We start from the raw sequence: 19,613 nt of genomic DNA, 5'->3' as shown, positions 1-19,613 counted from the left end.
ACCGATGAGCGTGTGAAAGGCCTGACAGGCGTTTAGCGCGCCAGCCGTCGGGACAATTGGTGCAGCAGCGGAAACAGCAACGCCCACAGCAGCGCGATGCCGATCAGGGTCGGTAACTCACCGAAAGGAAACTGCACACCGGCCAGTCGTCCGCCGGCGCCATAGGACAGCGCGCCACCTGCCGCCCCCAGCAGACTGGCCAGCCACCACGGCGTCGCGCTCCATTGCAGACAATGACGCAAAGTCGTGGCAAACAACGCCCAGAGCAACATCAGCCATAGCGGAATCAGCGGCGACAGGTCCTTGAACTCGAATACCCCAAGGCCTCGCAGTACGCTGTCTACAGCCGTGCCGATGATCACCACACCGAGGATCAATCGACCTTCCTGCGCCCAGTTGCTGATCCAGCGCAGATGGATCACCAGCACCGCCAGCGCCAGCAGCAACCAAAGGCTGTCGCCACCGAGCACGCAGGCCAGCCAGCCGATCTGGAACAACACCGCGTTGGCCAACCGTTCAAGCATCGAACCGGCCCAGCAAAGGCGCGGTCATCGCCGCCGGTTTGGCCAGCACCAGTTGTGCGGTGCCGATGGTGCGCTCGAGAAATCCACCCTCGCAGTAACACAGGTAGAACTCCCACAACCTGAGGAAGTAATCGTCATAGCCCAGTTCGCTCAGACGGCCGTGAGCATGGCGAAAGTTCTCGTGCCACAGACGCAGGGTGCGGGCGTAATGCAGGCCGAAATCTTCCATGTGCAACAGGTTCATGTCGGTGTCGCGGCCGACGATTTCGAGCATTTTCTGCACGCAGGGCAGGGCGCCACCGGGGAAAATGTAGCGCTGGATGAAGTCCACGCCACGGCGCGCCTGTTCGTAGCGCTGTTCACGGATGGTGATCGCCTGCAACAGCATCAGGCCGTTGTTCTTGAGCAGGTGCGCGCACTGTTTGAAGTAGGTCGGCAGGAAGCGGTGGCCGACCGCCTCGATCATTTCGATCGACACCAGTTTGTCGTACTGGCCGGTGAGGTCGCGGTAGTCCTTGAGCAGCAGCGTCACTTGATCCTGCAAACCGAGGCGTTCGATGCGGGCCGCGGTGAAGGCGAACTGCTCCTTCGACAGCGTGGTGGTGGTGACTTTGCAGCCGTAGTGCTGCGCCGCGTAGAGCGCCATGCTGCCCCAACCGGTGCCGATTTCCAGAAGGTGGTCACCGGGCTTGAGCGCGAGTTTCTGGCAGATCCGCTCCAGTTTGTTCAGTTGCGCCTGCTCCAGGCTGTCGTCGGGGCTGAGAAACTGCGCGGCGGAATACATCATGGTCGGATCGAGAAACTGCTCGAACAGGTCATTGCCGAGGTCGTAGTGTGCGGCGATGTTTTTCTGCGAGCCCTTGCGCGTATTGCGGTTGAGCCAGTGCAGCCCGCGCACCAGCGGGCGACCGAGCCGGGCCAGGCCACCTTCCATGGCGTCGAGCACTTCAAGGTTGCTGACGAACACACGCACCACCGCCGTCAGATCCGGCGAGCGCCAGTAGCCATGAATAAAGGCCTCACCGGCACCGATCGAACCATTGCCGGCGACCAGCCCCCAGACGGCGGGATCCAGGACCTGAATTTCCCCCACCAGCGTGCTGCCCGGCGTACCAAAGACGTGGCGTTCGCCGTCCTCGATGACGATCAGTTGACCCTGCTTGAGCTGCTCCAGCTGGCGCAGTACTCCCCGGCGCAGCAGCGAACCGCTCAGGCCGTGAGGGCTGAGCAGGCTGGCTCTGGCCGAGACGCTAGTGGATTTCATGGTGGCGTTCCTCGGTCGGTACGGTGGCGGTTCGAAAACGGTCGTCGGCGCGTTGGTGGTCATACACCGGGGTGCGCTTGAGCAACAGGCGCAGCGCCTGCCAGTAGATCGCCAGCGCGGTTTTGGCAGTCATCCAGGGAAAGCGCCACAGATGCCGGTGCAAGTGGTGTCGATCAAGGGGTTCACGTCGCAGGTCGAGGGTGGCGTCGAACAGTTTTTGCTCGCCTTGCCAGTCGGCCATGTGCACACCCAGGACCTGCGCGGCAGGGCTGAAGCTCATGCGGTATTCCAGGTCCGGCGGCAGGAATGGCGAGACATGAAACGCCTTGGCCACGGCAAAATGCTGGTGGAAGTCCTGCAGATGGGTCGGCGCTCGAGCCGGCAGCACGTAGTGATAACGCTCGCGCCACGGAGTGTTGCGGACTTCGCAGAGAATCGCCGCCAGTTGGCCGTCGGCCTCATGGCAATAGAAAAAACTCACCGGGTTGAACGACAGACCCCAGCTGCGCGGCTGGGTCAGCAGGCAGATCGAACCTTGCGGTGCATGGCCCACGGCTTCGCCGACCAACTGGCGCACCGCATCGCTCAGGCGCACGCCCCGGCCGGTGAAGGTTTTCAGGTAGTCGGCTTCGCGGAATGAAAACGGCGCAAAGCGGCTGGTGCCTGCCAGGCGGGACAGGCCCAGCACGGTCTCCTGTTCAGCCAGATCGAGATACAGCATGCCGATCCGGTAACGGAATTCATGACGGCGCGGAGCAAATCGCCGATGGGCGATCCAGCCACTGTAGAGCGCGCTGTTCACAGGCTTTCTCCGAAGGACGCGGCCACGCGCAAAGCGCTGACCACGCCGTCCTCATGAAAACCGTTGGCCCAATAGGCGCCGCAGTAATGCGTGTGTTGCGCGCCGTCGATTTCAGCCCAGCGCTGCTGTGCCGTCACCGCCGCGAGGCTGAATTGCGGGTGGGCGTAGGTGAAGCGCGCCAGCACTTTGGACGGCGTGATGCCAGCGCTCTGGTTGAGGCTGACGCAGAACGTGGTGTCGCTCTGGATGCCTTGCAGAATGTTCATGTCATAAGTCACGGCCGCCCGGGTATGACCCGCTCCGCCGAGGCGATAATTCCAGCTGGCCCAGGCCCGTTTGCGCGTGGGCAGCAAGCGGGTGTCGGTGTGCAGCACCACTTCGTTGTCGGCGTAGGGCAGGGCGCCGAGGATTTCCCGTTCGACCTTGTCGGGGTTGCCCAGCAGTCGCAGGGCCTGGTCGCTGTGGCAGGCCAGCACTACTTTGTCGAAACGTTCGATACCGGCCGGGCTGTGGATAACCACACCGTGCGCATCGCGATCGATCCGGCCCACCGGGCAGTTCAGGCGGATGCGTTCCTTGAACGATGCGGTCAGCGGTGCGATGTAGGCACTGGAGCCACCCTCGATCACCTGCCATTGCGGACGGTTACTGACCGACAACAGCCCATGGTTCTCGAAAAAACGCACGAAGAACTGCAACGGAAAATTGAGCATTTCAGCCATCGGCATCGACCAGATCGCCGCGCCCATCGGCACGATGTAATGCAGGATAAAGCGCTCGCCGTAACCGCCGGCCTTGAGGTAATCGTCGAGGGTGGTGTCGGTGGCGATCCGCTGTTCGGCAAGGTCGCGCCGAGCCTCTTTGTTGAACCGCAGGATGTCGCGCAACATGCCCCAGAATCCGGGGGACAGCAGATTGCTGCGTTGGGCGAACAAGCTGTTCAGGTTGTTGCCGTTGTATTCCAGGCCGGAGTCCGGGTCGTTGACTGAAAAGCTCATTTCGGTGGGTTTGAACGTCACACCCAGTTGGCCAAGCAGACGAATGAAGTTCGGATACGTCCAGTCGTTGAACACGATAAATCCGGTGTCCACCGCGTACTCGCGCCCGTCCACGGTGACCGGCACCGTGTGGGTATGGCCGCCGATCCGGGCGTCGGCTTCGAACACGGTGATTTCGTGTCGGCGTGCGAGCAGGTACGCGCAGGTCAAACCGGCGATGCCGCTGCCGACGATGGCGATTTTCATGTCGCATCCCTTAGCGGCGGGCTGCTGCGCACCATGCGTTTGCCAATCGCCAGTTGTACTCGGGCGGGCATTTTCGACAGGGGCCACAGGACCGCCATGAACAACGCCGGAAAGGCGATTTCCAGTGGCCGGTCTTTCAGCTTGGCGAAGATATGCCGCGCGGCTTTATCCACAGGCCAGCTGAGCGGCATCGGGAAGTCATTCTTGGCGGTCAGCGGCGTGTCGACGAAACCGGGACTGATCACCGTGACTTCAATGCCTTCGTCCGCCAGATCTATGCGCAGGGATTCGAACAGATAACGCAGCCCGGCCTTCGACGCGCCATAGGCTTCTGCCCGTGGCAGCGGCACATAGGTCACCGAGCTGGCCATCCCCACCAGATGCGGTGCCGTACCTTTGCGCAGCAAGGGCAGGGCGGCTTCGATGCAATAGCTGCTGGCGAGCAGGTTGGTACGCACCACGTGCTCGATGATCGAGGCGTCGAACTGGTGAGCGTCGACGTATTCGCAGGTCCCTGCATTGAGGATGACGGTATCCAGCGAGCCCCAGTCCGCGGCTATCTGTTCGCCAATTTCGCGTACGGTCTGGCTGTTGGTCAGATCGCCGGGCACCACCAGAACCTGTCCCGGATACCGTTGTGACAGAACCTTGAGCGGCGCGACCTGGCGGGAACTGACCGCCAGCTGTGCACCGCTTTTGAGAATGTCTTCCGCGAGTGCTGCGCCGATGCCACTGCTGGCACCGGTCAGCCAATAACGCCGTGGAGCTGTACGACTCATCCCAATCTCCTTTTCAGCCAGGCAATCACCCGACCCAATACGGGTAAATGTTCATAAAGCAGCGCTCCGGCATCGAAATAATCCCGGTGGCGGTAAACCTTGTCGCGCCAGAGCAGATGCGAGCAGCCGGCGACGCGGATCAGTTGCCCACCGCTCAGACGCGGGTGGCGGTAGCTCATGACCCAACGCAAATAGCCTTCGCCTTCGCCGATCTGGTCGAAGCCGTGGAAATCGAAGCGCAGTTCGTTGACGTTGGCGTACAACTCGCTGAAGTAACCGCGCAATTGCGTCAGTCCCTGCACTTCATGCAGTGGATCGGTGAAGTGAATGTCCTCGCTGTACAGTTCGTCCAGGGTGCGCAAATTGTCTTTGTTCAACTGTGCGAACCGCTGGGCGAAACGGCGCAGGAATTCACTCATCGCTCACTCCTTGAGACGCGCGCGACGGCAGGTTCTTGAACGCTGCCAGCGCCCGCTCCCGTGATGCACTCAGATTAACGATCGGCGCCGGATAGTCGGCGACGCCGAACAACCCGCCAGCACTGGCCGGGTTGTGCACTTCTTTCTTGTTCAGCCCGGCCAGCTCCGGCAGCCAGTGCTTGATGAACAGGCCTTCGCTATCGAATTTTTCCGACTGGCTGAGCGGGTTGAAGATGCGGAAATACGGCGCCGAATCGGTGCCCGTCGAGGAACTCCACTGCCAGCCGCCATTGTTGGCAGCCAGGTCGCCGTCGATCAGGTGGCGCATAAAAAAGCGTTCGCCTTCACGCCAGTCGATCAGCAGGTTCTTGGTCAGAAACATCGCCACTATCATCCGCAGGCGGTTGTGCATCCAGCCGGTTTCCAGCAGTTGGCGCATGGCGGCGTCGATGATCGGCAAGCCGGTGCGGGCTTCCTGCCAAGCGGCCAGATCCTCGGGGGCATCACGCCAGGCCAGAGCTTCGGTTTCCGGACGGAATGCGCGATGCCGTGAAACCCGTGGATAGCCGACGAGAATATGTTTGTAGAACTCGCGCCACAGCAGTTCGTTGATCCAGGTGACGGCGCCGACCTTGCCGCTTTCGAATTCACCCTGATTGCTTTGCAGGGCGGCGTGCAGGCATTGGCGCGGCGAGATCACGCCTGCAGCCAGATAGGCCGAAAGCTGGCTGGTGCCGGGTTTGGCCGGGAAGTCGCGTTCGCTCTTGTAGTAATCGATCTGTGCATCGGCGAACGTGTCGAGGCGACGCCGGGCCTCGGTTTCACCGGCGGGCCACAGGGCGCGCAGGGATTCGCCGGGTGTCGGGAAACTTTTGATGGCTGCCGGGACCGGGTCGCTGGTGATATTCAGCGCCGATTGCTTGCCCGGCGGCTGTTTCAGCGACGGCATCGAGCGGTGCAGGCGTTCGTAGCAAACCTTGCGGAACTGGCTGAACACCTGAAAGTAAGTGCCGGTTTTGGTCAGCACGCTGCCGGGCTTGAACAGCAATTGGTCGAGATAGCTGTGGAAGGTTATGCCTGCCGCTTGCAACGCTTTGGCAACTGCCTCGTCGCGACGGCTTTCGTTGATGCCGTATTCTTCGTTGACGTGCACCGCCTCGATCTTCAGTTGCCGACACAGTTCGAGCAGCACGGCGGGTGCCTGATCCCAGTGAGGCGCGGTGCGGATCAGGAGCGGGATGTTCAGGTCGCCAAGGCTTTTGCTCAACTCACGCAGATTGCGCAGCCAGAAATCGATCTTGCACGGAGCATCATCATGTTCCTGCCATTGCTGCGGGCTCAACAGGTACACGGCGACGGTCGGGCCACGCTCGGCGGCGGCCGCGAGGGCGGTGTTGTCATGTTGGCGCAAGTCGCTGCGCAGCCAGATCAATTGCATGTCGGTCTCTGTCGGAATCATTAAATCAACCCACGCTCAATGAGTGCCCGATGTGCCGAAAGGGGGTCTTCGGCCAGGAACAGATCAGCGAGTTCGGAAGTCTTTGTGGACAGCTCGGCGTGGTGGATACACACCGTTGGTCCGACAATCAGTTTTGGGCAGCTGACACCGTTGAACAGTTTCGGTAGCTGCGCCAGGTTCAGGGCTTTGCTGGAATACAGCAGTACGCCACGGGCTTGCAGGGTATCGGTTGCCAACGCCAGTTCGCCGGCCGGCAGCGGCCAATCGAATACCTGCACCGGGCAATCGGCGCTGCTGATCAGCCAGGCGCAGAGCCACAGATGCGGCTCCAGTGGCAGGTCCGACTGGTTGATCAGCAGCAGCGGCGCGGTGCGCAACTGACGATTGTTATGGTAGATGCGTGCGCCGAATTTGCTGCGCAACCAGGCATAAAAGAACACCCGCTCCATCTGCGCGCCGAACTGGCCCTGCCAGCGCTGTTCAAGATCGCTTAGCAGCGGCAGCAGCAATTGCTCGCACAGAGTGCGTGGCGGATACAGCGCCATCGCCTGGTTGATGCCGTCGTCGAGGCTGCGCTCGTTCAGGTGGGTAACCGCCAGCAGGGCGGCCTGGCGCAGTGGATGCCATTCGTCCTGCGCCGGTTCGTTGAACGTCTGCGCGGTGTCGAGCAGCGGTTTGACCTGGCTGACCGCTACGCCCCGATTGAGCCAGGTGAGGATGTTCTGAATGCGCTGCACATGCTCGGCGCTGTAAAGACGATGGCCCTTGGGCGTGCGCTGCGGAACGATCAGCCCGTAGCGCCGTTCCCAGGCGCGCAGGGTGACGGCGTTCACGCCGGTCTGACGGGCGACTTCGCGGATCGGCAGCCAGCCCTCGTCGAGGGCTTTCTTGAAGTCGGCGCCGAGGTCTTCACGGGCGCTGGTGTCGAGTGAGTCATTCATCAAATGGCGTTTCGCAGGCTGAGGTTTTCCGGATGCGGTTGCAGGTACACCTGCTGCGCAATGTAGGGATCCGGGTGGAGGCGAAAGTGATGCTTGAGCAGGGTCAGCGGCACCACCAGCGGAACGATGCCGTGCCGGTACTGGCCGATGATGTGCTGCACTTCCTGTTTGTCTTCAGGGCTGATCGCCTGTTTCAGGTAGCCACTGATGTGCTGCAGGACGTTGCTGTGGGTACGGCGGGTGGCGCATTTTTTCAGTGCCGCCATCAGTTCGCTGAAATAGCGCGGGCCCAGCTCGGCCGGGTCGGTCTGGCCCATGTTGCCCAGCAGATTGCCCAGCGCCTTGTATTGCACCGGGTTGTGGGCCATCAGCAGGTATTTGTAGCGCGAGTGAAATTCGGTCAGTGCACGGCGGCTCAAGCCCTGCTCGAGCACCTGCTGCCATTCGCGGTAGGCGAGCACGCGGGTGATGAAATTCTCCCGCAGCACCGGATCGTTGAGACGCCCGGCTTCTTCCACCGGCAGATCCGGATGCTGTGCACAGAACGCCTCGGCGTAAATGCCACGCCCACCACCATTCACCGGTGCGCCGTTGGCGTGGTAGACCTTGACTCGCTCAAGTCCGCAGGACGGCGATTGCTGCATGAAGATGTAGCCGCAGATGTCATTGAGCTCCCCGGCCATTTTCTCGCCGTAGGCGGCCAATGGCTGGGTGACGTTGATCGACGGATTGACGGTGCCGACTGCATCAGGCTTTTGCGGATCGCCCACCAGACGAATCGGCTCGCGGGGAATCCCCAGACCAATCGCTACTTCAGGACAGACGGGAACGAATTCGAAATGCTCGGCCAGGGTGCGGCTGCACAGCCGCGATTCCTTGTGCCCGCCGTTGTAGCGCACTTCGGCGCCCATCAGGCAGGCGCTGATGGCGATTTTCGGTAGGGACGTCGATGAGTCGGACATGCAGCAACCTCGAATCTGAACCTGTACAGGCAATCTGATCTGTACAACATGCCTTCAGCATAGATTCATGGGTGTACAAGTCAAATTGTTTGTATAAGTTTTTTTGAGGTTTTTAGCGCCAGCCCATTTTCCAGCGTGAATCATCCTGCAGGGCATGCCAGTCGCATTGCTCGGTACGCCGGGTCAGCACCGCCTGCAGTTCGATTTCCAGCACCGTGCCGTCCTCGTCGCGGAACAGTTCGGTCACCAGAAAATGTTTTTCACGGTTTTGCGGGTGAGCTGCTGTCCATTTCGACAGCAGCAATTTGCGCGGATTGATGCGATTCACTGCAGGTGTTCGTGCAAGCGTCTTGCCGCCTCCTGACCACTGAGCCATGCCCCTTCGACCCGACCCGACAGGCACCAGTCGCCACAGGCATACAGGCCCAGGTCGGCGTCGGCCAGGGTGCCCCATTCATGACTGCTTGCCGGCCGGGCATAGAGCCAGCGGTGGGCGAGGCTGAAGGTCGGGGCCGGCATGGCGCTGTGCAGCAACTCGGCGAAGGCACCGTGCAATTGTTCGATCACCGCTTCCTTGGGCAGATCGATGTGCTGCCGGCTCCAGGCACTGGTGGCGTGCAGGACCCAGGTGTCGCACGTGGTGTCGCGTCCCGGTTTGCTGCGGTTGCGAGCCAGCCAGTCGAGGGCGCTGTCCTGGACGAAGCAGCCTTCGATTGGCGTATCCAGCGGTGTATCGAAGGCGAGGGCGACGGCCCAGGTCGGGTCCATTTTCACGCCGGCGGCGGCACCGGCGAGTTTCGGTGCGGAGGCCAGCAGGGCAGTAGCCTGAGGCGCCGGAGTGGCGACCACCACGTGGCTGAACGGCCCGTGGGTGAAACCTTCGGCATCTTGCAGGTGCCAGTGTTGTTCACCGCGATAGACCTCGGTGATCCGGCAGGCGAAATGCACTTCCAGGCCATCGAGCAGGCCCCGGGTGATGGCGCTCATGCGCGGCGTGCCGACCCAGCGGGTCTGTTCGTCCGGCGACAGGTTCAACTGCCCGCCATGAAAGGTGTAGAGCTGCGGTGCCCATTCGGCGACCCAGCCTTTGCTTTGCCAGCGCTGGACTTCGGTCACGAAGCGCCGATCACGGGCGGTGAAGTATTGCGCACCCATGTCCAGCGAACCGGCATCGCTGCGCTTGCTCGACATGCGCCCGCCGCTGCCGCGACTTTTATCGAACAACTGAACGGTATGCCCGGCATCTGTCAGCGCCTGGGCGGCGGAGAGTCCGGCAATGCCGGTGCCAATGATTGCGATAGGTACAGTCATAGGGGCCTCGTTTACCTTTCTGTACAGACTACGCCGTGGATGAAACCTGTACAATTATGTTTTTTGGTATAACTTCCAGCGTTCTTGTTCTGACAGCTTGGCCTATGGTTAAACAATAGAGCCTGCCCGATAGAAAAGATCCCTGTTTATAAAAATAGACTAGTGATCGGGGTAAAACGCCACGCGAGGAAGAAGTCATGCACATATTGCTGACCGGCGGTACTGGATTGATCGGACGTCAGCTTTGCCGGCACTGGTCCGCACAGGGGCATCGCCTGACGGTCTGGAGTCGTCGTCCGGAAAAAGTCGCGAAAATCTGTGGCGCCCAGGTGCGTGGCATTGCGCGTCTGGAGGACCTTGGCGACGAACCGGTCGACGTGATCGTCAACCTGGCCGGCGCGCCGATTGCCGACCGGCCGTGGACCCATCGGCGCAAGGCGTTGTTGTGGAGCAGCCGGATTACGCTGACCGAAGCGTTGCTGGCGTGGCTGGAACATCGCGGGCAGAAACCGTCGCTGCTGATCTCGGGCTCGGCCGTGGGTTGGTACGGTGACGGCGGCGAGCGCGAGTTGACCGAGGACTCCCCACCGGTGATTGACGATTTCGCCAGCCAGTTATGCATCGCCTGGGAGGAAACCGCGCAACGCGCCGAAGCGATGGACATTCGCGTGGTGCTGGTGCGCACCGGGCTGGTGCTGTCGGCCGAGGGCGGCTTTTTGTCGCGCCTGCTGCTGCCGTTCAAGCTCGGGCTGGGCGGGCCTTTGGGCAACGGTCGGCAGTGGATGCCGTGGATTCATATCGATGACCAAATCGCCCTGATTGATTTTCTTCTGCACCGCGATCAGGCGAGCGGTCCTTATAATGCGTGCGCGCCGAAACCTGTGCGCAATCGCGAATTCGCCAAGACCCTGGGCAGCGTGTTGCACCGCCCGGCGTTCATGCCGATGCCGGCCCTCGCCTTGAAGGTCGGGCTCGGCGAGATGTCATTGCTGTTGCTGGGTGGCCAACGGGCCACGCCCAAACGCTTGCTGGAAGCGGGATTCACTTTCCGGTTCACGGATTTACGCGCGGCCCTGGACGATCTTTCCAGCCGCCTCTGAAATAGGACGTTGCATGACCGATCACGCCTTGCTTCTGGTCAACCTGGGTTCGCCGGCCTCCACTTCGGTGGCCGACGTGCGCCGCTATCTCAATCAATTCCTGATGGATCCTTACGTGATCGACCTGCCGTGGCCGGTGCGGCGTCTGCTGGTGTCGCTGATTCTGATCAAGCGCCCGGAGCAGTCGGCCCACGCCTACGCCTCGATCTGGTGGGACGAAGGGTCGCCGCTGGTGGTACTCAGTCGTCGCCTGCAACAGCAGATGAAGGCGCAGTGGACTCACGGTCCGGTTGAGCTGGCCATGCGTTACGGCGAGCCGTCGATTGAGACAAGCCTGTTGAAGCTGGTCGCGGCGGGGCACAGACGCATCACCCTAGCGCCGCTTTATCCACAGTTCGCCGACAGCACCACCACCACGGTGATCGAAGAAGCCAAGCGGGTGGTGCGCGAGAAAAAACTCGATGTGCAACTGTCGGTGTTGCAGCCGTTCTACGATCAACCGGAATACCTCGACGCCCTGGTGGCCAGCGCCAAACCGCACTTGCAGCAGGATTACGATCACCTGTTGCTGAGCTTCCATGGTTTGCCTGAGCGGCACCTGACCAAGCTCGACCCGACCGGCAATCATTGCTTCAAGAATGAAGATTGCTGCAAAAACGCCTCGGCTGCCGTATTGGCCACCTGTTATCGCGCCCAATGTCTGCGCACAGCGGCGTTGTTCGCTGAGCGTATGGGGCTGCCGGACGGCAAGTGGTCGGTGTCGTTTCAGTCGCGGCTGGGCCGGGCGAAATGGATCGAGCCCTACACCGAAGCGCGGCTGGATGAGCTGGCCAAAAGCGGCGTGAAGAAGATTCTGGTGATGTGCCCGGCGTTTGTTGCCGATTGCATCGAGACCCTGGAAGAGATCGGCGATCGCGGCAAGGAGCAGTTCCGCGAAGCGGGGGGAGAGGAGCTGGTGCTGGTGCCGTGCCTGAATGATGACCCGCAATGGGCGAAGGCGTTGGCAACACTTTGTGAACGGGCGCCACTGGCCCTTTAATGATCGTCGATGATTGATCGTTCCCACGCTCCGCGTGGGAATGCAGCCCGTGACGCTCCGCGTCACTGGACGCGGAGCGTCCCCAGAGGCGTTCCCACGCAGAGCGTGGGAACGATCAGTGTGGGGTGATCCGCGCGGGAACGATCTTGAAGCCAATGCTTAGATCAGCGGCTCATCCGCCTTCTTCTGCTTCCAGCCGTCATTACCCGGCAGCAGCAGGTTCAGCGCAATTGCCACCACCGCGCACAGCGCGATGCCTTTGAGACCGAAGTCGTCGGGACCGGTGCCGGTGCCGACCAGCACGCCACCGATACCAAACACCAGGGTCACCGAAACGATCACCAGATTGCGCGCCTCACCCAGGTCGATCTTGTGACGGATCAAGGTGTTCATCCCCACCGCCGCGATCGAACCGAACAGCAGGCACAGAATCCCGCCCATCACCGGCACCGGAATACTTTGCAGCAGGGCGCCGAACTTGCCGATGAACGCCAGGCTGATGGCGAAGATCGCCGCCCAGGTCATGATTTTCGGGTTGTAGTTCTTGGTCAACATCACTGCGCCGGTCACTTCCGCGTAGGTCGTGTTGGGCGGGCCGCCGAACAGGCCGGCAGCCGTGGTGGCGATACCGTCACCGAGCAGGGTGCGATGCAGGCCTGGCTTCTTCAGGTAGTCGCGACCCGTCACGCTGCCGACGGCAATCACGCCGCCGATGTGTTCGATGGCCGGGGCCAAAGCTACCGGGACGATGAACAGGATTGCCTGCCAGTTGAACTCCGGTGCGGTGAAGGCCGGCAGGGCGAACCACGGTGCCGCGGCAATTTTCGCGGTGTCGACCACGCCGAAGTAGAAGGACAGGGCAAAACCCACCAGCACGCCGGAAATGATCGGCACCAGACGGAAGATGCCCTTGCCGAACACCGCCACGATCAATGTGGTCAGCAGCGCCGGCATCGAGATCATCATGGCGGTCTGGTAATGGATCAGTTCCGAACCGTCGCCGGCCTTGCCCATCGCCATGTTCGCGGCAATCGGCGCCATGGCCAGACCGATGGAGATGATCACAGGGCCGATCACCACCGGCGGCAGCAAACGGTCAATGAACCCGGTGCCTTTGATCTTCACGGCCAGGCCGAGGAAGGTGTAGACGAAACCGGCCGCCATCACGCCGCCCATGGTCGCGGCGAGGCCGAACTGGCCCTTGGCGAGAATGATCGGGGTGATGAAGGCGAAGCTCGACGCCAGGAATACCGGCACCTGACGCCCGGTGACGATCTGGAACAGGATCGTTCCCAGACCCGCGGTAAACAGTGCCACGTTCGGGTCCAGGCCCGTGATCAATGGCATCAGCACCAGGGCGCCGAAAGCCACGAACAGCATCTGTGCGCCGGACAGCACGGTGCGCCAGAGCGGATCGTTGAACTCTTGTTGCATGCTTACGCGTCCTTCTGCTTGGTGCCGAAGATCTTGTCACCGGCATCGCCAAGCCCAGGAATGATGTAACCGTGCTCGTTGAGTTTCTGATCGATGGACGCGGTGTAGATGATCACGTCCGGGTGAGCTTTCTCGACAGCGGCGATGCCTTCCGGCGCGGCAACCAGCACCATTGCACGGATGTCCTTGCAACCGGCCTTCTTCAGCAGGTCGATGGTCGCAACCATGGAGCTGCCGGTGGCAAGCATCGGGTCGATGATCATGGCCAGGCGTTCGTCGATTTCCGGAACCAGTTTTTCCAGATAGGTGTGGGCCTGCAGGGTTTCTTCGTTACGGGCAACGCCGACGGCGCTGACCTTGGCGCCCGGGATCAGGCTCAGCACGCCTTCGAGCATGCCGATGCCGGCACGCAGGATCGGCACGACGGTAATCTTCTTGCCGGCGATTTTCTCGACTGACACGGTGCCGCACCAACCTTCGATATCGTAGGTTTCCAGCGGCAGGTCTTTGGTCGCTTCATAGGTCAACAGGGCACCGACTTCCTGCGCGAGTTCGCGGAAATTCTTGGTGCTGATGTCTGCACGGCGCATAAGGCCAAGTTTGTGACGGATCAGCGGATGGCGGATCTCTTGGATGGACATGGGGAAAGGCTCCGGCGGCGGGCAAAAAAACCGGCCTAGATTAATCTATCCGACGGTGATGTCCTATAGGACATACAGTACGTTAGTCCACAAATGCTTGATTCGGCCGTGCGGGATGCGTACCTTTGCTCGCTTTTCCGAAACAGACCCCCCTTGGAGAGCGCCATGTCCGCTGATCTCGAGCATATCCGTCAAATCATGCGAGAGGCTGACTGCCTGTACACCGAAGCTGAAGTCGAGGCTGCCATTGCCCGCGTCGGTGCACAAATCAACGAACAACTGGCCGACAGCAACCCGGTGGTGTTCTGCGTGATGAACGGCGGCCTGATCTTCTCCGGCAAACTGCTGACCCATCTGCAGTTCCCGCTGGAAGCGTCCTACCTGCACGCCACCCGCTATCGCAACGAAACCAGCGGCGGCGACCTGTTCTGGAAAGCCAAGCCGGAAGTCTCGTTCATCGACCGTGATGTGCTGATCATCGACGACATTCTCGACGAAGGTCACACCCTGGGCGCGATCATCGACTTCTGCCGTCACGCCGGCGCGCGCAAAGTGCACACCGCCGTGCTGATCGACAAGGACCACGACCGCAAGGCCCGTCCTGACCTGAAAGCCGACTTCGTTGGTCTGCCGTGCATCGACCGTTACATCTTCGGTTACGGCATGGACTACAAAGGCTACTGGCGCAACGCTAACGGGATCTTCGCCGTCAAAGGCATGTGAGAACCCCTGAAAGATCGCAGCCCCGGGCTGCGATCTTTTGCTTTAAAGGCTGCTAAAGTGCTCGGCCCCGCCCCCCGGAGCCTGTCATGAGCCTCTTGATCCGCAGCTGCGCCGCCCTGTTGCTGACCCTCAGCCTGCCCCTGGCCGCCGCCCCGATGCACAGTCAATTCCTGCCGCCGGACGACCTGACCCTGCGCGATGCCGAACCCGAGCAGCAGCAACTGTTGCAGGTCACCGATTATTCCGTGGTGGTGGGGGCCCAGCGCCAGTCCAATCAGCAGCCGATTCCGGTCACCTCTTCGTTGATGATCCGCCTCAAAGGCAAGTCCCTGAACAAAGGGGCGACGATCAATCAGGTGCTGGTCAACTTCGATGGCGAAAGCAAAAGCCTGAAAAAACCGGTGTATGACGACAAGAGCAAGACCCTGACGCTCTACTACCCGCTGGCCCAGTACCGGGTGGTGATCGATCTGTTGCGCAACGACACCGTGTATTGCCAGTTTCTGACCTACGCCAACGGCCACATCTGGGCCGATTTGCACACCGGCAGTACGCGCTCGCGTTGAGCCTTGTGCCTGCGCAGGGGTAAACTGCCCGCCCCGTGAAATGTCTGCGAGCTGGAGTCGGCAATGCGTAAAGATAAGAAGCAAGTGATTGGTGACGAGATCGGCGATGAGCAGATCAAGCTGTTCCTCGATTTTGAGCCGGTCGACGCCACTTCGCCGTCGCTGCACAAACTGGTCAAGGCCTACCGTGGCCTGCGCATCGACGATTTCGAGCGTTTCCTGACGTTCTTCGTCGAAGCCGGTTATGACGTCGATGGCAAGGACGAGCACGGCAAGACCTTCATCGACCAGATCCGCGATCAACGCAACGCTGCGGAATACATCGAGCTGATCGAGAAAGCCCGCGTCTGATATCCGCGGCTTTCCCAAGGCATAAAAAAACGCCCCGCACTCACTGAGTGCGGGGCGTTTTTTATGTCGCAATATCAAGCGAAGCTTGGGGTCTCGCTGCTTTCTTCCACCAGTTCAAGCGCAATGTTGTTCTGCGTGTTGATCTTGCGATACAGCGCGGCGTCGGTTTCCAGGACCTTTTCACGGGCCGGGAAGATTTCCGCCAGTTTGGCAGCCCATTCACCCTTGGCCTTGGCCGGGAAGCACTTCTCGATCAGTTCCAGCATGATCGAGACGGTCACCGAAGCACCCGGCGAAGCGCCGAGCAGGGCGGCGAGGGAGCCGTCCTTCGCGGCCACCAGTTCGGTACCGAACTGCAGGATGCCGCCTTTTTTCGGGTCTTTCTTGATGATCTGCACCCGTTGGCCGGCCACTTCCAGGCGCCAGTCTTCGGCTTTCGCCTCGGGGTAGAAACGGCGCAGGGATTCCAGGCGCTGTTCCATCGACTGCATCACTTCGCTGACCAGGTACTTGGTCAGGTCCATGTTGTTTTTTGCCACGGCCAGCATCGGCCCGATGTTGCCGGCGCGAACCGACAGCGGCAGGTCCATGAAGGAGCCGTGCTTGAGGAACTTGGTGGTGAAGCCGGCGTATGGCCCGAACAGCAGGGATTTCTTGCCGTCGACCACGCGGGTGTCGAGGTGCGGCACGGACATCGGTGGCGAACCCACGGCGGCCTGGCTGTAAACCTTGGCCTGGTGATGCTTGACCACTTCCGGGTTGTCACAACGCAGCCACTGGCCGCTGATCGGGAAGCCGCCGAAGCCTTTGCTTTCTTCGATGCCCGAAGCCTGCAGCAGCGGCAGGGCCGCGCCACCGGCGCCGAGGAACACGAACTTGGCGTCGACTTCACGGCTGCTGCCGCTGTTGACGTCCTTGATGCTGACGGTCCAGCCATTGCCGTTACGCTTGAGGCCGGTCACGCGCTTGCAGTACTTGACCTGGGCATCGGGGGCGCTGGTCAGGTGCTTGAGCAACTGATTGGTCAGGGCGCCGAAGTTGACGTCGGTGCCGTTGATCACGCGGGTGGCGGCGAGTACCTGGTCTTTTGGACGACCCGGCATCATCAGCGGCATCCACTCGGTCATCTTCGCCTTGTCTTCGGTGTATTCCATGTCGGCGAAGGCGTGGTGCTTGCGCAGCGTATTGAAACGTTCCTTGAGGAACGACACGCCTTTCTCACCCTCGACGTAACTCAGGTGCGGCACCGGGCTGATAAAGGATTTGCACGAGCCGAACGTGCCTTTCCTGGTCAGGTACGACCAGAACTGCTTCGACACCTCGAACTGGGTGTTGATGTGCACGGCCTTCTTGATGTCGACGGTGCCGTCGGCAGCCTGCGGCGTGTAGTTCAGCTCGCACAGGCCGGCGTGGCCGGTACCGGCGTTGTTCCATGGGTTGGAACTCTCCGCGGCACCGGAATCCATCAGCTCGACGACTTCCAGCTTGATCGCCGGGTCGAGTTCCTTGAGCAGTACTGCGAGGGTGGCACTCATGATGCCGGCCCCAACCAGAACTACGTCGACTGCTTCGTTATGCGCCATTTAACGCGTCTCCAAAATCTGCAGCACCAAATTGTCGGCATGGCTGCCAGGCGTCCAGGGCAGGTCAGTTGAGCCCCGGGTATCCTTGGTCAGGTGTGCCATGTCCGAATCTTCGCAATTTTTCGCAACTTCGACGGATGCGTGCGGCCTGGCTTCAAGAGTCCCATGAACTCATTTCGGCACGGGGCTGGCAATTCGACTTATGGTCGAGACATCCGTTTGTGCAACCAAATCCGTAGCGGACAGGCTTCAGGCTCCGGTAGTCGAGGCGTTCCCGTTCCTGTGTCGTTGGGCTGTTTCAGACGCTAATGGTGCATGTTCAGACGCAAAACTATTCATTTGCTCGCCACACTCTTGTGAAGTTGTGAAAACCCGTTTTTTTCACGCTCTTTTGAAGACGTGAACCTCAAAAAGGGCTGTCCGGGGCTGGCACCGTGCCCGGAGGGGCAAACAACTCAGTGGCCGAGCGTCATGACAGCTCTGCAGATTCGCGAAAAGCGGGATTTGCCAGGGAAACAGCAAGCACGCCAGCTTCACTCGATCTGTGTGGGCGGCTCTCTGTGGGCGATTTGGATGCCAATGCAAGCGCATTGACGCTGTTGCGGGGCCCGATCAGGAGACGTCCTTATAATCGGGGGGAGATTGTATCGAAGAAATGCGCGGAGTTGGTCGAGTTTAATGACTTTTATTAGGCATCCGGTCAGATGCTCAACATCGCCTGAGCCCGTGCGCGTGGGCGCTGCTGTTCGACCCGGGCGCTGGCGGGCAGTGGCTGGTGCAGCCAGTTGAGACGGATTTCCTCGATTTCCACCCAGCCGTCACCCATTGGTTGCAGGCTGCATTGCTTGAAGGCCTGGCAATGGCCGTTGCGGTCGAGCAGGGCGAAGCTGCGGTGCAGTGGGCGTGGGGCGAACAACGAGATCAGATAGCGCATGGCAGTGCTCCTTTTGGGGATCTGTGAGGAAGATTGGCAAAGGGCCGTGACGCGCACGTGTATGGGGGGTGACGAATGTGTGACAGGAACCGCTGGCAGCGGGTTTTGTCAGAGATTTCAGTGCTGGTGACCCACAGTGGCCCACCGCTATACTGCCGGCCTGTCTGTGCCTGATTCTGGAGAGAAGAGCATGTTGCAACGCCTGTTGTTCGGTTTGATCACTGTGACCAGTTTGACCCTGGTTGGCTGCGCCCACAGCCCGCAACAACTGAGCCCGGAACCGAAGCTGACCACTCAGCTGGCACCGGTCGGCCATGGCCAGCCTGTCGTGGTTCGCGTGGTCGACGGTCGTCCGTCGCCAACCCTCGGCACCCGTGGCGGCCTGTACCCGGAAACCAGCGCCATCACCGTGCAGCGCGAGCAGATCCTGCCGAAGCTGCAGGCCCAGGCTGAAGCCGCCGTGCGTCTGCTCGGGTTCACCCCGACCAACAACGCGCCCAATGCACCGCAGTTGACCGTGACTTTGGCCGAACTGAAGTACCAGTCGCCCAAAGAAGGCATGTACGTGACCGAAGCCACCATCGGCGCCACCTTCCGCTCCGACGTGCAGAACGCCAACCGTCGCTACAGCGGCCGTTACGGTGCCTCGCTGGATCAGCGTTTCGGCATGGCGCCGAACCAGGAAACCAACACCAAACTGGTCAGCGATGTGCTGAGCGATGCGCTGACCCGTCTGTTCAAGGATCCGACCGTGGGTCAGGTCCTCGCCGAGTAAGTATTCGGTTGCTGCGAAAAAAGCCCGGGGCCAGTGATGGCTCCGGGCTTTTTCGTTCAGGCGGCTTGTGAATAGAAGTCGAGGACGCTGACGCCGGTCAGCAGATCGGTCTCGGGCAAGTCTGCATGCTGGTGCCCGCCGAGGGCGCAATACACCAGCCAGTGACGGTCCTGAACATTGAAGGCCAGGCTGCCGACGAGGGCTTGCTGCTCGTCGGACGGAGAGATGAGGTACAGGCGATCCTGGTTTTCAGCGTGAAGCATGTCGCGTTCCGTGTCGGTTTCGAGGCGCGCAGGGTGACTGAAACTAATGACGATGCCGTGACACAGGACAGCCATCGGTCGATTGATGGGTTATTTGTCGTAAAGGGTAGGGCAGTCAGGGAGTGTTTCGGTAGAATCCGCGCCGCGGTCGTCGGTCTGGCGTTCGCCATACCGGTTTAGATTGAGGTCTGTGATGTCGCTGCACTTGATGACGCTGTTTACCGCCCATCCCGCCAAACTGATCAATCTGCTGGCCCTGCTGTTGGCCTTTCCCGGCAGTTGGCTGCTGCACGCGACCCGTCGCCGTGAACAAAGGGCGATGGCCAGTATCGCAGCCCAGCGCCAGAACCAACCCGATCGGGAGCCGGTGCTCGATTGGGCGACCCTGCGCATGAACCGCTTCTTCTACCGCTTCGGTTTTGCCTGCCTGGGCCTGGCGCTGCTGGTGTCCTGGATCAGTACCCGCTTCTGAACGAAGAACGGCGCCCGAAGGCGCCGT

General features: G+C 60.9%; 23 protein-coding genes. 7 read left to right on the top strand and 16 right to left on the bottom strand.

Annotated elements, in window-relative coordinates; all coding sequences use genetic code 11:
• Positions 1-32: 32 nt before the first annotated feature.
• The 11 genes from ACEN93_RS11905 to ACEN93_RS11855 form a co-directional block, all read right to left on the bottom strand.
• Positions 33-524, bottom strand: a complete 492-nt coding sequence (locus tag ACEN93_RS11905) for a DUF2878 domain-containing protein (protein WP_039766325.1) — start codon at positions 522-524, stop codon at positions 33-35.
• A complete protein-coding gene (locus tag ACEN93_RS11900; protein ID WP_495611443.1) occupies positions 517-1,788 on the bottom strand; it encodes a class I SAM-dependent methyltransferase in 1,272 nt (423 codons plus the stop codon). The genes ACEN93_RS11905 and ACEN93_RS11900 overlap by 8 nt, the downstream gene beginning before the upstream one ends.
• Positions 1,775-2,590, bottom strand: coding sequence for a DUF1365 domain-containing protein (locus ACEN93_RS11895; RefSeq protein ID WP_490841841.1), 816 nt, complete (start codon positions 2,588-2,590; stop codon positions 1,775-1,777). The genes ACEN93_RS11900 and ACEN93_RS11895 overlap by 14 nt, the downstream gene beginning before the upstream one ends.
• Positions 2,587-3,834, bottom strand: coding sequence for an NAD(P)/FAD-dependent oxidoreductase (locus tag ACEN93_RS11890; protein ID WP_495611442.1), 1,248 nt, complete (start codon positions 3,832-3,834; stop codon positions 2,587-2,589). Before ACEN93_RS11890 ends, ACEN93_RS11895 begins: the two co-directional genes overlap by 4 nt.
• Positions 3,831-4,613: an SDR family NAD(P)-dependent oxidoreductase gene (locus ACEN93_RS11885; protein WP_039766318.1), complete on the bottom strand. Its 783-nt coding sequence runs from the start codon at positions 4,611-4,613 to the stop codon at positions 3,831-3,833. Before ACEN93_RS11885 ends, ACEN93_RS11890 begins: the two co-directional genes overlap by 4 nt.
• Entirely contained in the window at positions 4,610-5,032 is a 423-nt protein-coding gene (locus ACEN93_RS11880) for a nuclear transport factor 2 family protein (protein ID WP_490841843.1), read from the bottom strand. The genes ACEN93_RS11885 and ACEN93_RS11880 overlap by 4 nt, the downstream gene beginning before the upstream one ends.
• A complete protein-coding gene (gene phrB, locus ACEN93_RS11875) occupies positions 5,025-6,470 on the bottom strand; it encodes a deoxyribodipyrimidine photo-lyase (protein ID WP_495611441.1) in 1,446 nt (481 codons plus the stop codon). Before phrB ends, ACEN93_RS11880 begins: the two co-directional genes overlap by 8 nt.
• 20 nt (positions 6,471-6,490) lie before the next feature.
• On the bottom strand, positions 6,491-7,432 hold the full coding sequence (locus ACEN93_RS11870) for a MerR family transcriptional regulator (RefSeq protein WP_495611440.1): 942 nt from the start codon (positions 7,430-7,432) through the stop codon (positions 6,491-6,493).
• On the bottom strand, positions 7,432-8,394 hold the full coding sequence (locus tag ACEN93_RS11865; protein WP_074690984.1) for a YbgA family protein: 963 nt from the start codon (positions 8,392-8,394) through the stop codon (positions 7,432-7,434). The genes ACEN93_RS11870 and ACEN93_RS11865 overlap by 1 nt, the downstream gene beginning before the upstream one ends.
• A gap of 112 nt (positions 8,395-8,506) precedes the next feature.
• A complete protein-coding gene (locus ACEN93_RS11860; protein WP_039766311.1) occupies positions 8,507-8,722 on the bottom strand; it encodes a TIGR02450 family Trp-rich protein in 216 nt (71 codons plus the stop codon).
• Complete coding sequence (locus ACEN93_RS11855) at positions 8,719-9,705, bottom strand: NAD(P)/FAD-dependent oxidoreductase (protein WP_495611439.1); 987 nt, start codon at positions 9,703-9,705, stop codon at positions 8,719-8,721. The genes ACEN93_RS11860 and ACEN93_RS11855 overlap by 4 nt, the downstream gene beginning before the upstream one ends.
• 197 nt (positions 9,706-9,902) lie before the next feature.
• Here ACEN93_RS11855 and ACEN93_RS11850 point away from each other — a divergent pair, with 197 nt between their 5' ends.
• On the top strand, positions 9,903-10,805 hold the full coding sequence (locus ACEN93_RS11850) for a TIGR01777 family oxidoreductase (protein WP_039766308.1): 903 nt from the start codon (positions 9,903-9,905) through the stop codon (positions 10,803-10,805).
• Between the two features lie 13 nt (positions 10,806-10,818).
• Positions 10,819-11,844, top strand: coding sequence for a ferrochelatase (gene hemH, locus ACEN93_RS11845; protein WP_490841845.1), 1,026 nt, complete (start codon positions 10,819-10,821; stop codon positions 11,842-11,844).
• Positions 11,845-12,003: 159 nt separating this feature from the next.
• Here hemH and ACEN93_RS11840 read toward each other — a convergent pair whose 3' ends face one another.
• Positions 12,004-13,278 (bottom strand): uracil-xanthine permease family protein, encoded by a 1,275-nt coding sequence (locus ACEN93_RS11840; protein ID WP_039766305.1) that lies wholly within the window; start codon positions 13,276-13,278, stop codon positions 12,004-12,006.
• Positions 13,279-13,280: 2 nt separating this feature from the next.
• Positions 13,281-13,919, bottom strand: a complete 639-nt coding sequence (gene upp, locus ACEN93_RS11835) for a uracil phosphoribosyltransferase (RefSeq protein WP_007951682.1) — start codon at positions 13,917-13,919, stop codon at positions 13,281-13,283.
• Positions 13,920-14,084: 165 nt separating this feature from the next.
• On the opposite strand from upp, the gene ACEN93_RS11830 reads away from it, so the two are divergent.
• The 3 genes from ACEN93_RS11830 (at position 14,085) to ACEN93_RS11820 (ending at position 15,559) form a co-directional block, all read left to right on the top strand.
• Complete coding sequence (locus tag ACEN93_RS11830; RefSeq protein ID WP_007951681.1) at positions 14,085-14,642, top strand: hypoxanthine-guanine phosphoribosyltransferase; 558 nt, start codon at positions 14,085-14,087, stop codon at positions 14,640-14,642.
• Between the two features lie 86 nt (positions 14,643-14,728).
• Positions 14,729-15,208, top strand: coding sequence for a hypothetical protein (locus ACEN93_RS11825; RefSeq protein WP_039766303.1), 480 nt, complete (start codon positions 14,729-14,731; stop codon positions 15,206-15,208).
• A gap of 63 nt (positions 15,209-15,271) precedes the next feature.
• Positions 15,272-15,559: a PA4642 family protein gene (locus ACEN93_RS11820; protein ID WP_064599356.1), complete on the top strand. Its 288-nt coding sequence runs from the start codon at positions 15,272-15,274 to the stop codon at positions 15,557-15,559.
• Positions 15,560-15,633: 74 nt separating this feature from the next.
• On the opposite strand, the gene mqo is transcribed toward ACEN93_RS11820, so the two are convergent.
• Together mqo and ACEN93_RS11810 are read right to left on the bottom strand one after the other, a co-directional pair.
• Complete coding sequence (gene mqo / locus ACEN93_RS11815; RefSeq protein ID WP_039766299.1) at positions 15,634-17,142, bottom strand: malate dehydrogenase (quinone); 1,509 nt, start codon at positions 17,140-17,142, stop codon at positions 15,634-15,636.
• A 700-nt stretch (positions 17,143-17,842) separates the two neighbouring features.
• Entirely contained in the window at positions 17,843-18,076 is a 234-nt protein-coding gene (locus tag ACEN93_RS11810) for a hypothetical protein (RefSeq protein ID WP_039766297.1), read from the bottom strand.
• A gap of 190 nt (positions 18,077-18,266) precedes the next feature.
• Here ACEN93_RS11810 and ACEN93_RS11805 point away from each other — a divergent pair, with 190 nt between their 5' ends.
• A complete protein-coding gene (locus tag ACEN93_RS11805) occupies positions 18,267-18,851 on the top strand; it encodes a YajG family lipoprotein (RefSeq protein WP_007951676.1) in 585 nt (194 codons plus the stop codon).
• A 56-nt stretch (positions 18,852-18,907) separates the two neighbouring features.
• Here the strand turns inward: ACEN93_RS11805 and ACEN93_RS11800 are convergent, their stop codons facing one another.
• Positions 18,908-19,114, bottom strand: a complete 207-nt coding sequence (locus tag ACEN93_RS11800) for a hypothetical protein (protein WP_085613384.1) — start codon at positions 19,112-19,114, stop codon at positions 18,908-18,910.
• Between the two features lie 193 nt (positions 19,115-19,307).
• On the opposite strand from ACEN93_RS11800, the gene ACEN93_RS11795 reads away from it, so the two are divergent.
• Complete coding sequence (locus tag ACEN93_RS11795; protein ID WP_039766296.1) at positions 19,308-19,586, top strand: hypothetical protein; 279 nt, start codon at positions 19,308-19,310, stop codon at positions 19,584-19,586.
• The last annotated feature ends 27 nt before the right edge of the window (positions 19,587-19,613 follow it).

The sequence above is a fragment of the Pseudomonas sp. Pseusp21 genome, from assembly GCF_059492145.1.
This window is presented reverse-complemented; position numbering and strand designations above follow the sequence as displayed.

What these genes read in the sequence shown, in the direction of transcription:
- phrB (WP_495611441.1), bottom strand. Translation starts at nt 6,470, where the DNA reads ATGCAATTGATCTGGCTGCGCAGCGACTTGCGCCAACATGACAACACC.
- ACEN93_RS11810 (WP_039766297.1), bottom strand. Translation starts at nt 18,076, where the DNA reads ATGCGCTATCTGATCTCGTTGTTCGCCCCACGCCCACTGCACCGCAGC.
- mqo (WP_039766299.1), bottom strand. Translation starts at nt 17,142, where the DNA reads ATGGCGCATAACGAAGCAGTCGACGTAGTTCTGGTTGGGGCCGGCATC.
- ACEN93_RS11865 (WP_074690984.1), bottom strand. Translation starts at nt 8,394, where the DNA reads ATGTCCGACTCATCGACGTCCCTACCGAAAATCGCCATCAGCGCCTGC.
- ACEN93_RS11795 (WP_039766296.1), top strand. Translation starts at nt 19,308, where the DNA reads ATGTCGCTGCACTTGATGACGCTGTTTACCGCCCATCCCGCCAAACTG.
- ACEN93_RS11850 (WP_039766308.1), top strand. Translation starts at nt 9,903, where the DNA reads ATGCACATATTGCTGACCGGCGGTACTGGATTGATCGGACGTCAGCTT.
- ACEN93_RS11905 (WP_039766325.1), bottom strand. Translation starts at nt 524, where the DNA reads ATGCTTGAACGGTTGGCCAACGCGGTGTTGTTCCAGATCGGCTGGCTG.
- ACEN93_RS11825 (WP_039766303.1), top strand. Translation starts at nt 14,729, where the DNA reads ATGAGCCTCTTGATCCGCAGCTGCGCCGCCCTGTTGCTGACCCTCAGC.
- ACEN93_RS11885 (WP_039766318.1), bottom strand. Translation starts at nt 4,613, where the DNA reads ATGAGTCGTACAGCTCCACGGCGTTATTGGCTGACCGGTGCCAGCAGT.
- ACEN93_RS11800 (WP_085613384.1), bottom strand. Translation starts at nt 19,114, where the DNA reads ATGCTTCACGCTGAAAACCAGGATCGCCTGTACCTCATCTCTCCGTCC.
- ACEN93_RS11890 (WP_495611442.1), bottom strand. Translation starts at nt 3,834, where the DNA reads ATGAAAATCGCCATCGTCGGCAGCGGCATCGCCGGTTTGACCTGCGCG.
- ACEN93_RS11870 (WP_495611440.1), bottom strand. Translation starts at nt 7,432, where the DNA reads ATGAATGACTCACTCGACACCAGCGCCCGTGAAGACCTCGGCGCCGAC.
- ACEN93_RS11840 (WP_039766305.1), bottom strand. Translation starts at nt 13,278, where the DNA reads ATGCAACAAGAGTTCAACGATCCGCTCTGGCGCACCGTGCTGTCCGGC.
- ACEN93_RS11880 (WP_490841843.1), bottom strand. Translation starts at nt 5,032, where the DNA reads ATGAGTGAATTCCTGCGCCGTTTCGCCCAGCGGTTCGCACAGTTGAAC.
- ACEN93_RS11855 (WP_495611439.1), bottom strand. Translation starts at nt 9,705, where the DNA reads ATGACTGTACCTATCGCAATCATTGGCACCGGCATTGCCGGACTCTCC.
- hemH (WP_490841845.1), top strand. Translation starts at nt 10,819, where the DNA reads ATGACCGATCACGCCTTGCTTCTGGTCAACCTGGGTTCGCCGGCCTCC.
- ACEN93_RS11805 (WP_007951676.1), top strand. Translation starts at nt 18,267, where the DNA reads ATGTTGCAACGCCTGTTGTTCGGTTTGATCACTGTGACCAGTTTGACC.
- ACEN93_RS11900 (WP_495611443.1), bottom strand. Translation starts at nt 1,788, where the DNA reads ATGAAATCCACTAGCGTCTCGGCCAGAGCCAGCCTGCTCAGCCCTCAC.
- upp (WP_007951682.1), bottom strand. Translation starts at nt 13,919, where the DNA reads ATGTCCATCCAAGAGATCCGCCATCCGCTGATCCGTCACAAACTTGGC.
- ACEN93_RS11820 (WP_064599356.1), top strand. Translation starts at nt 15,272, where the DNA reads ATGCGTAAAGATAAGAAGCAAGTGATTGGTGACGAGATCGGCGATGAG.
- ACEN93_RS11830 (WP_007951681.1), top strand. Translation starts at nt 14,085, where the DNA reads ATGTCCGCTGATCTCGAGCATATCCGTCAAATCATGCGAGAGGCTGAC.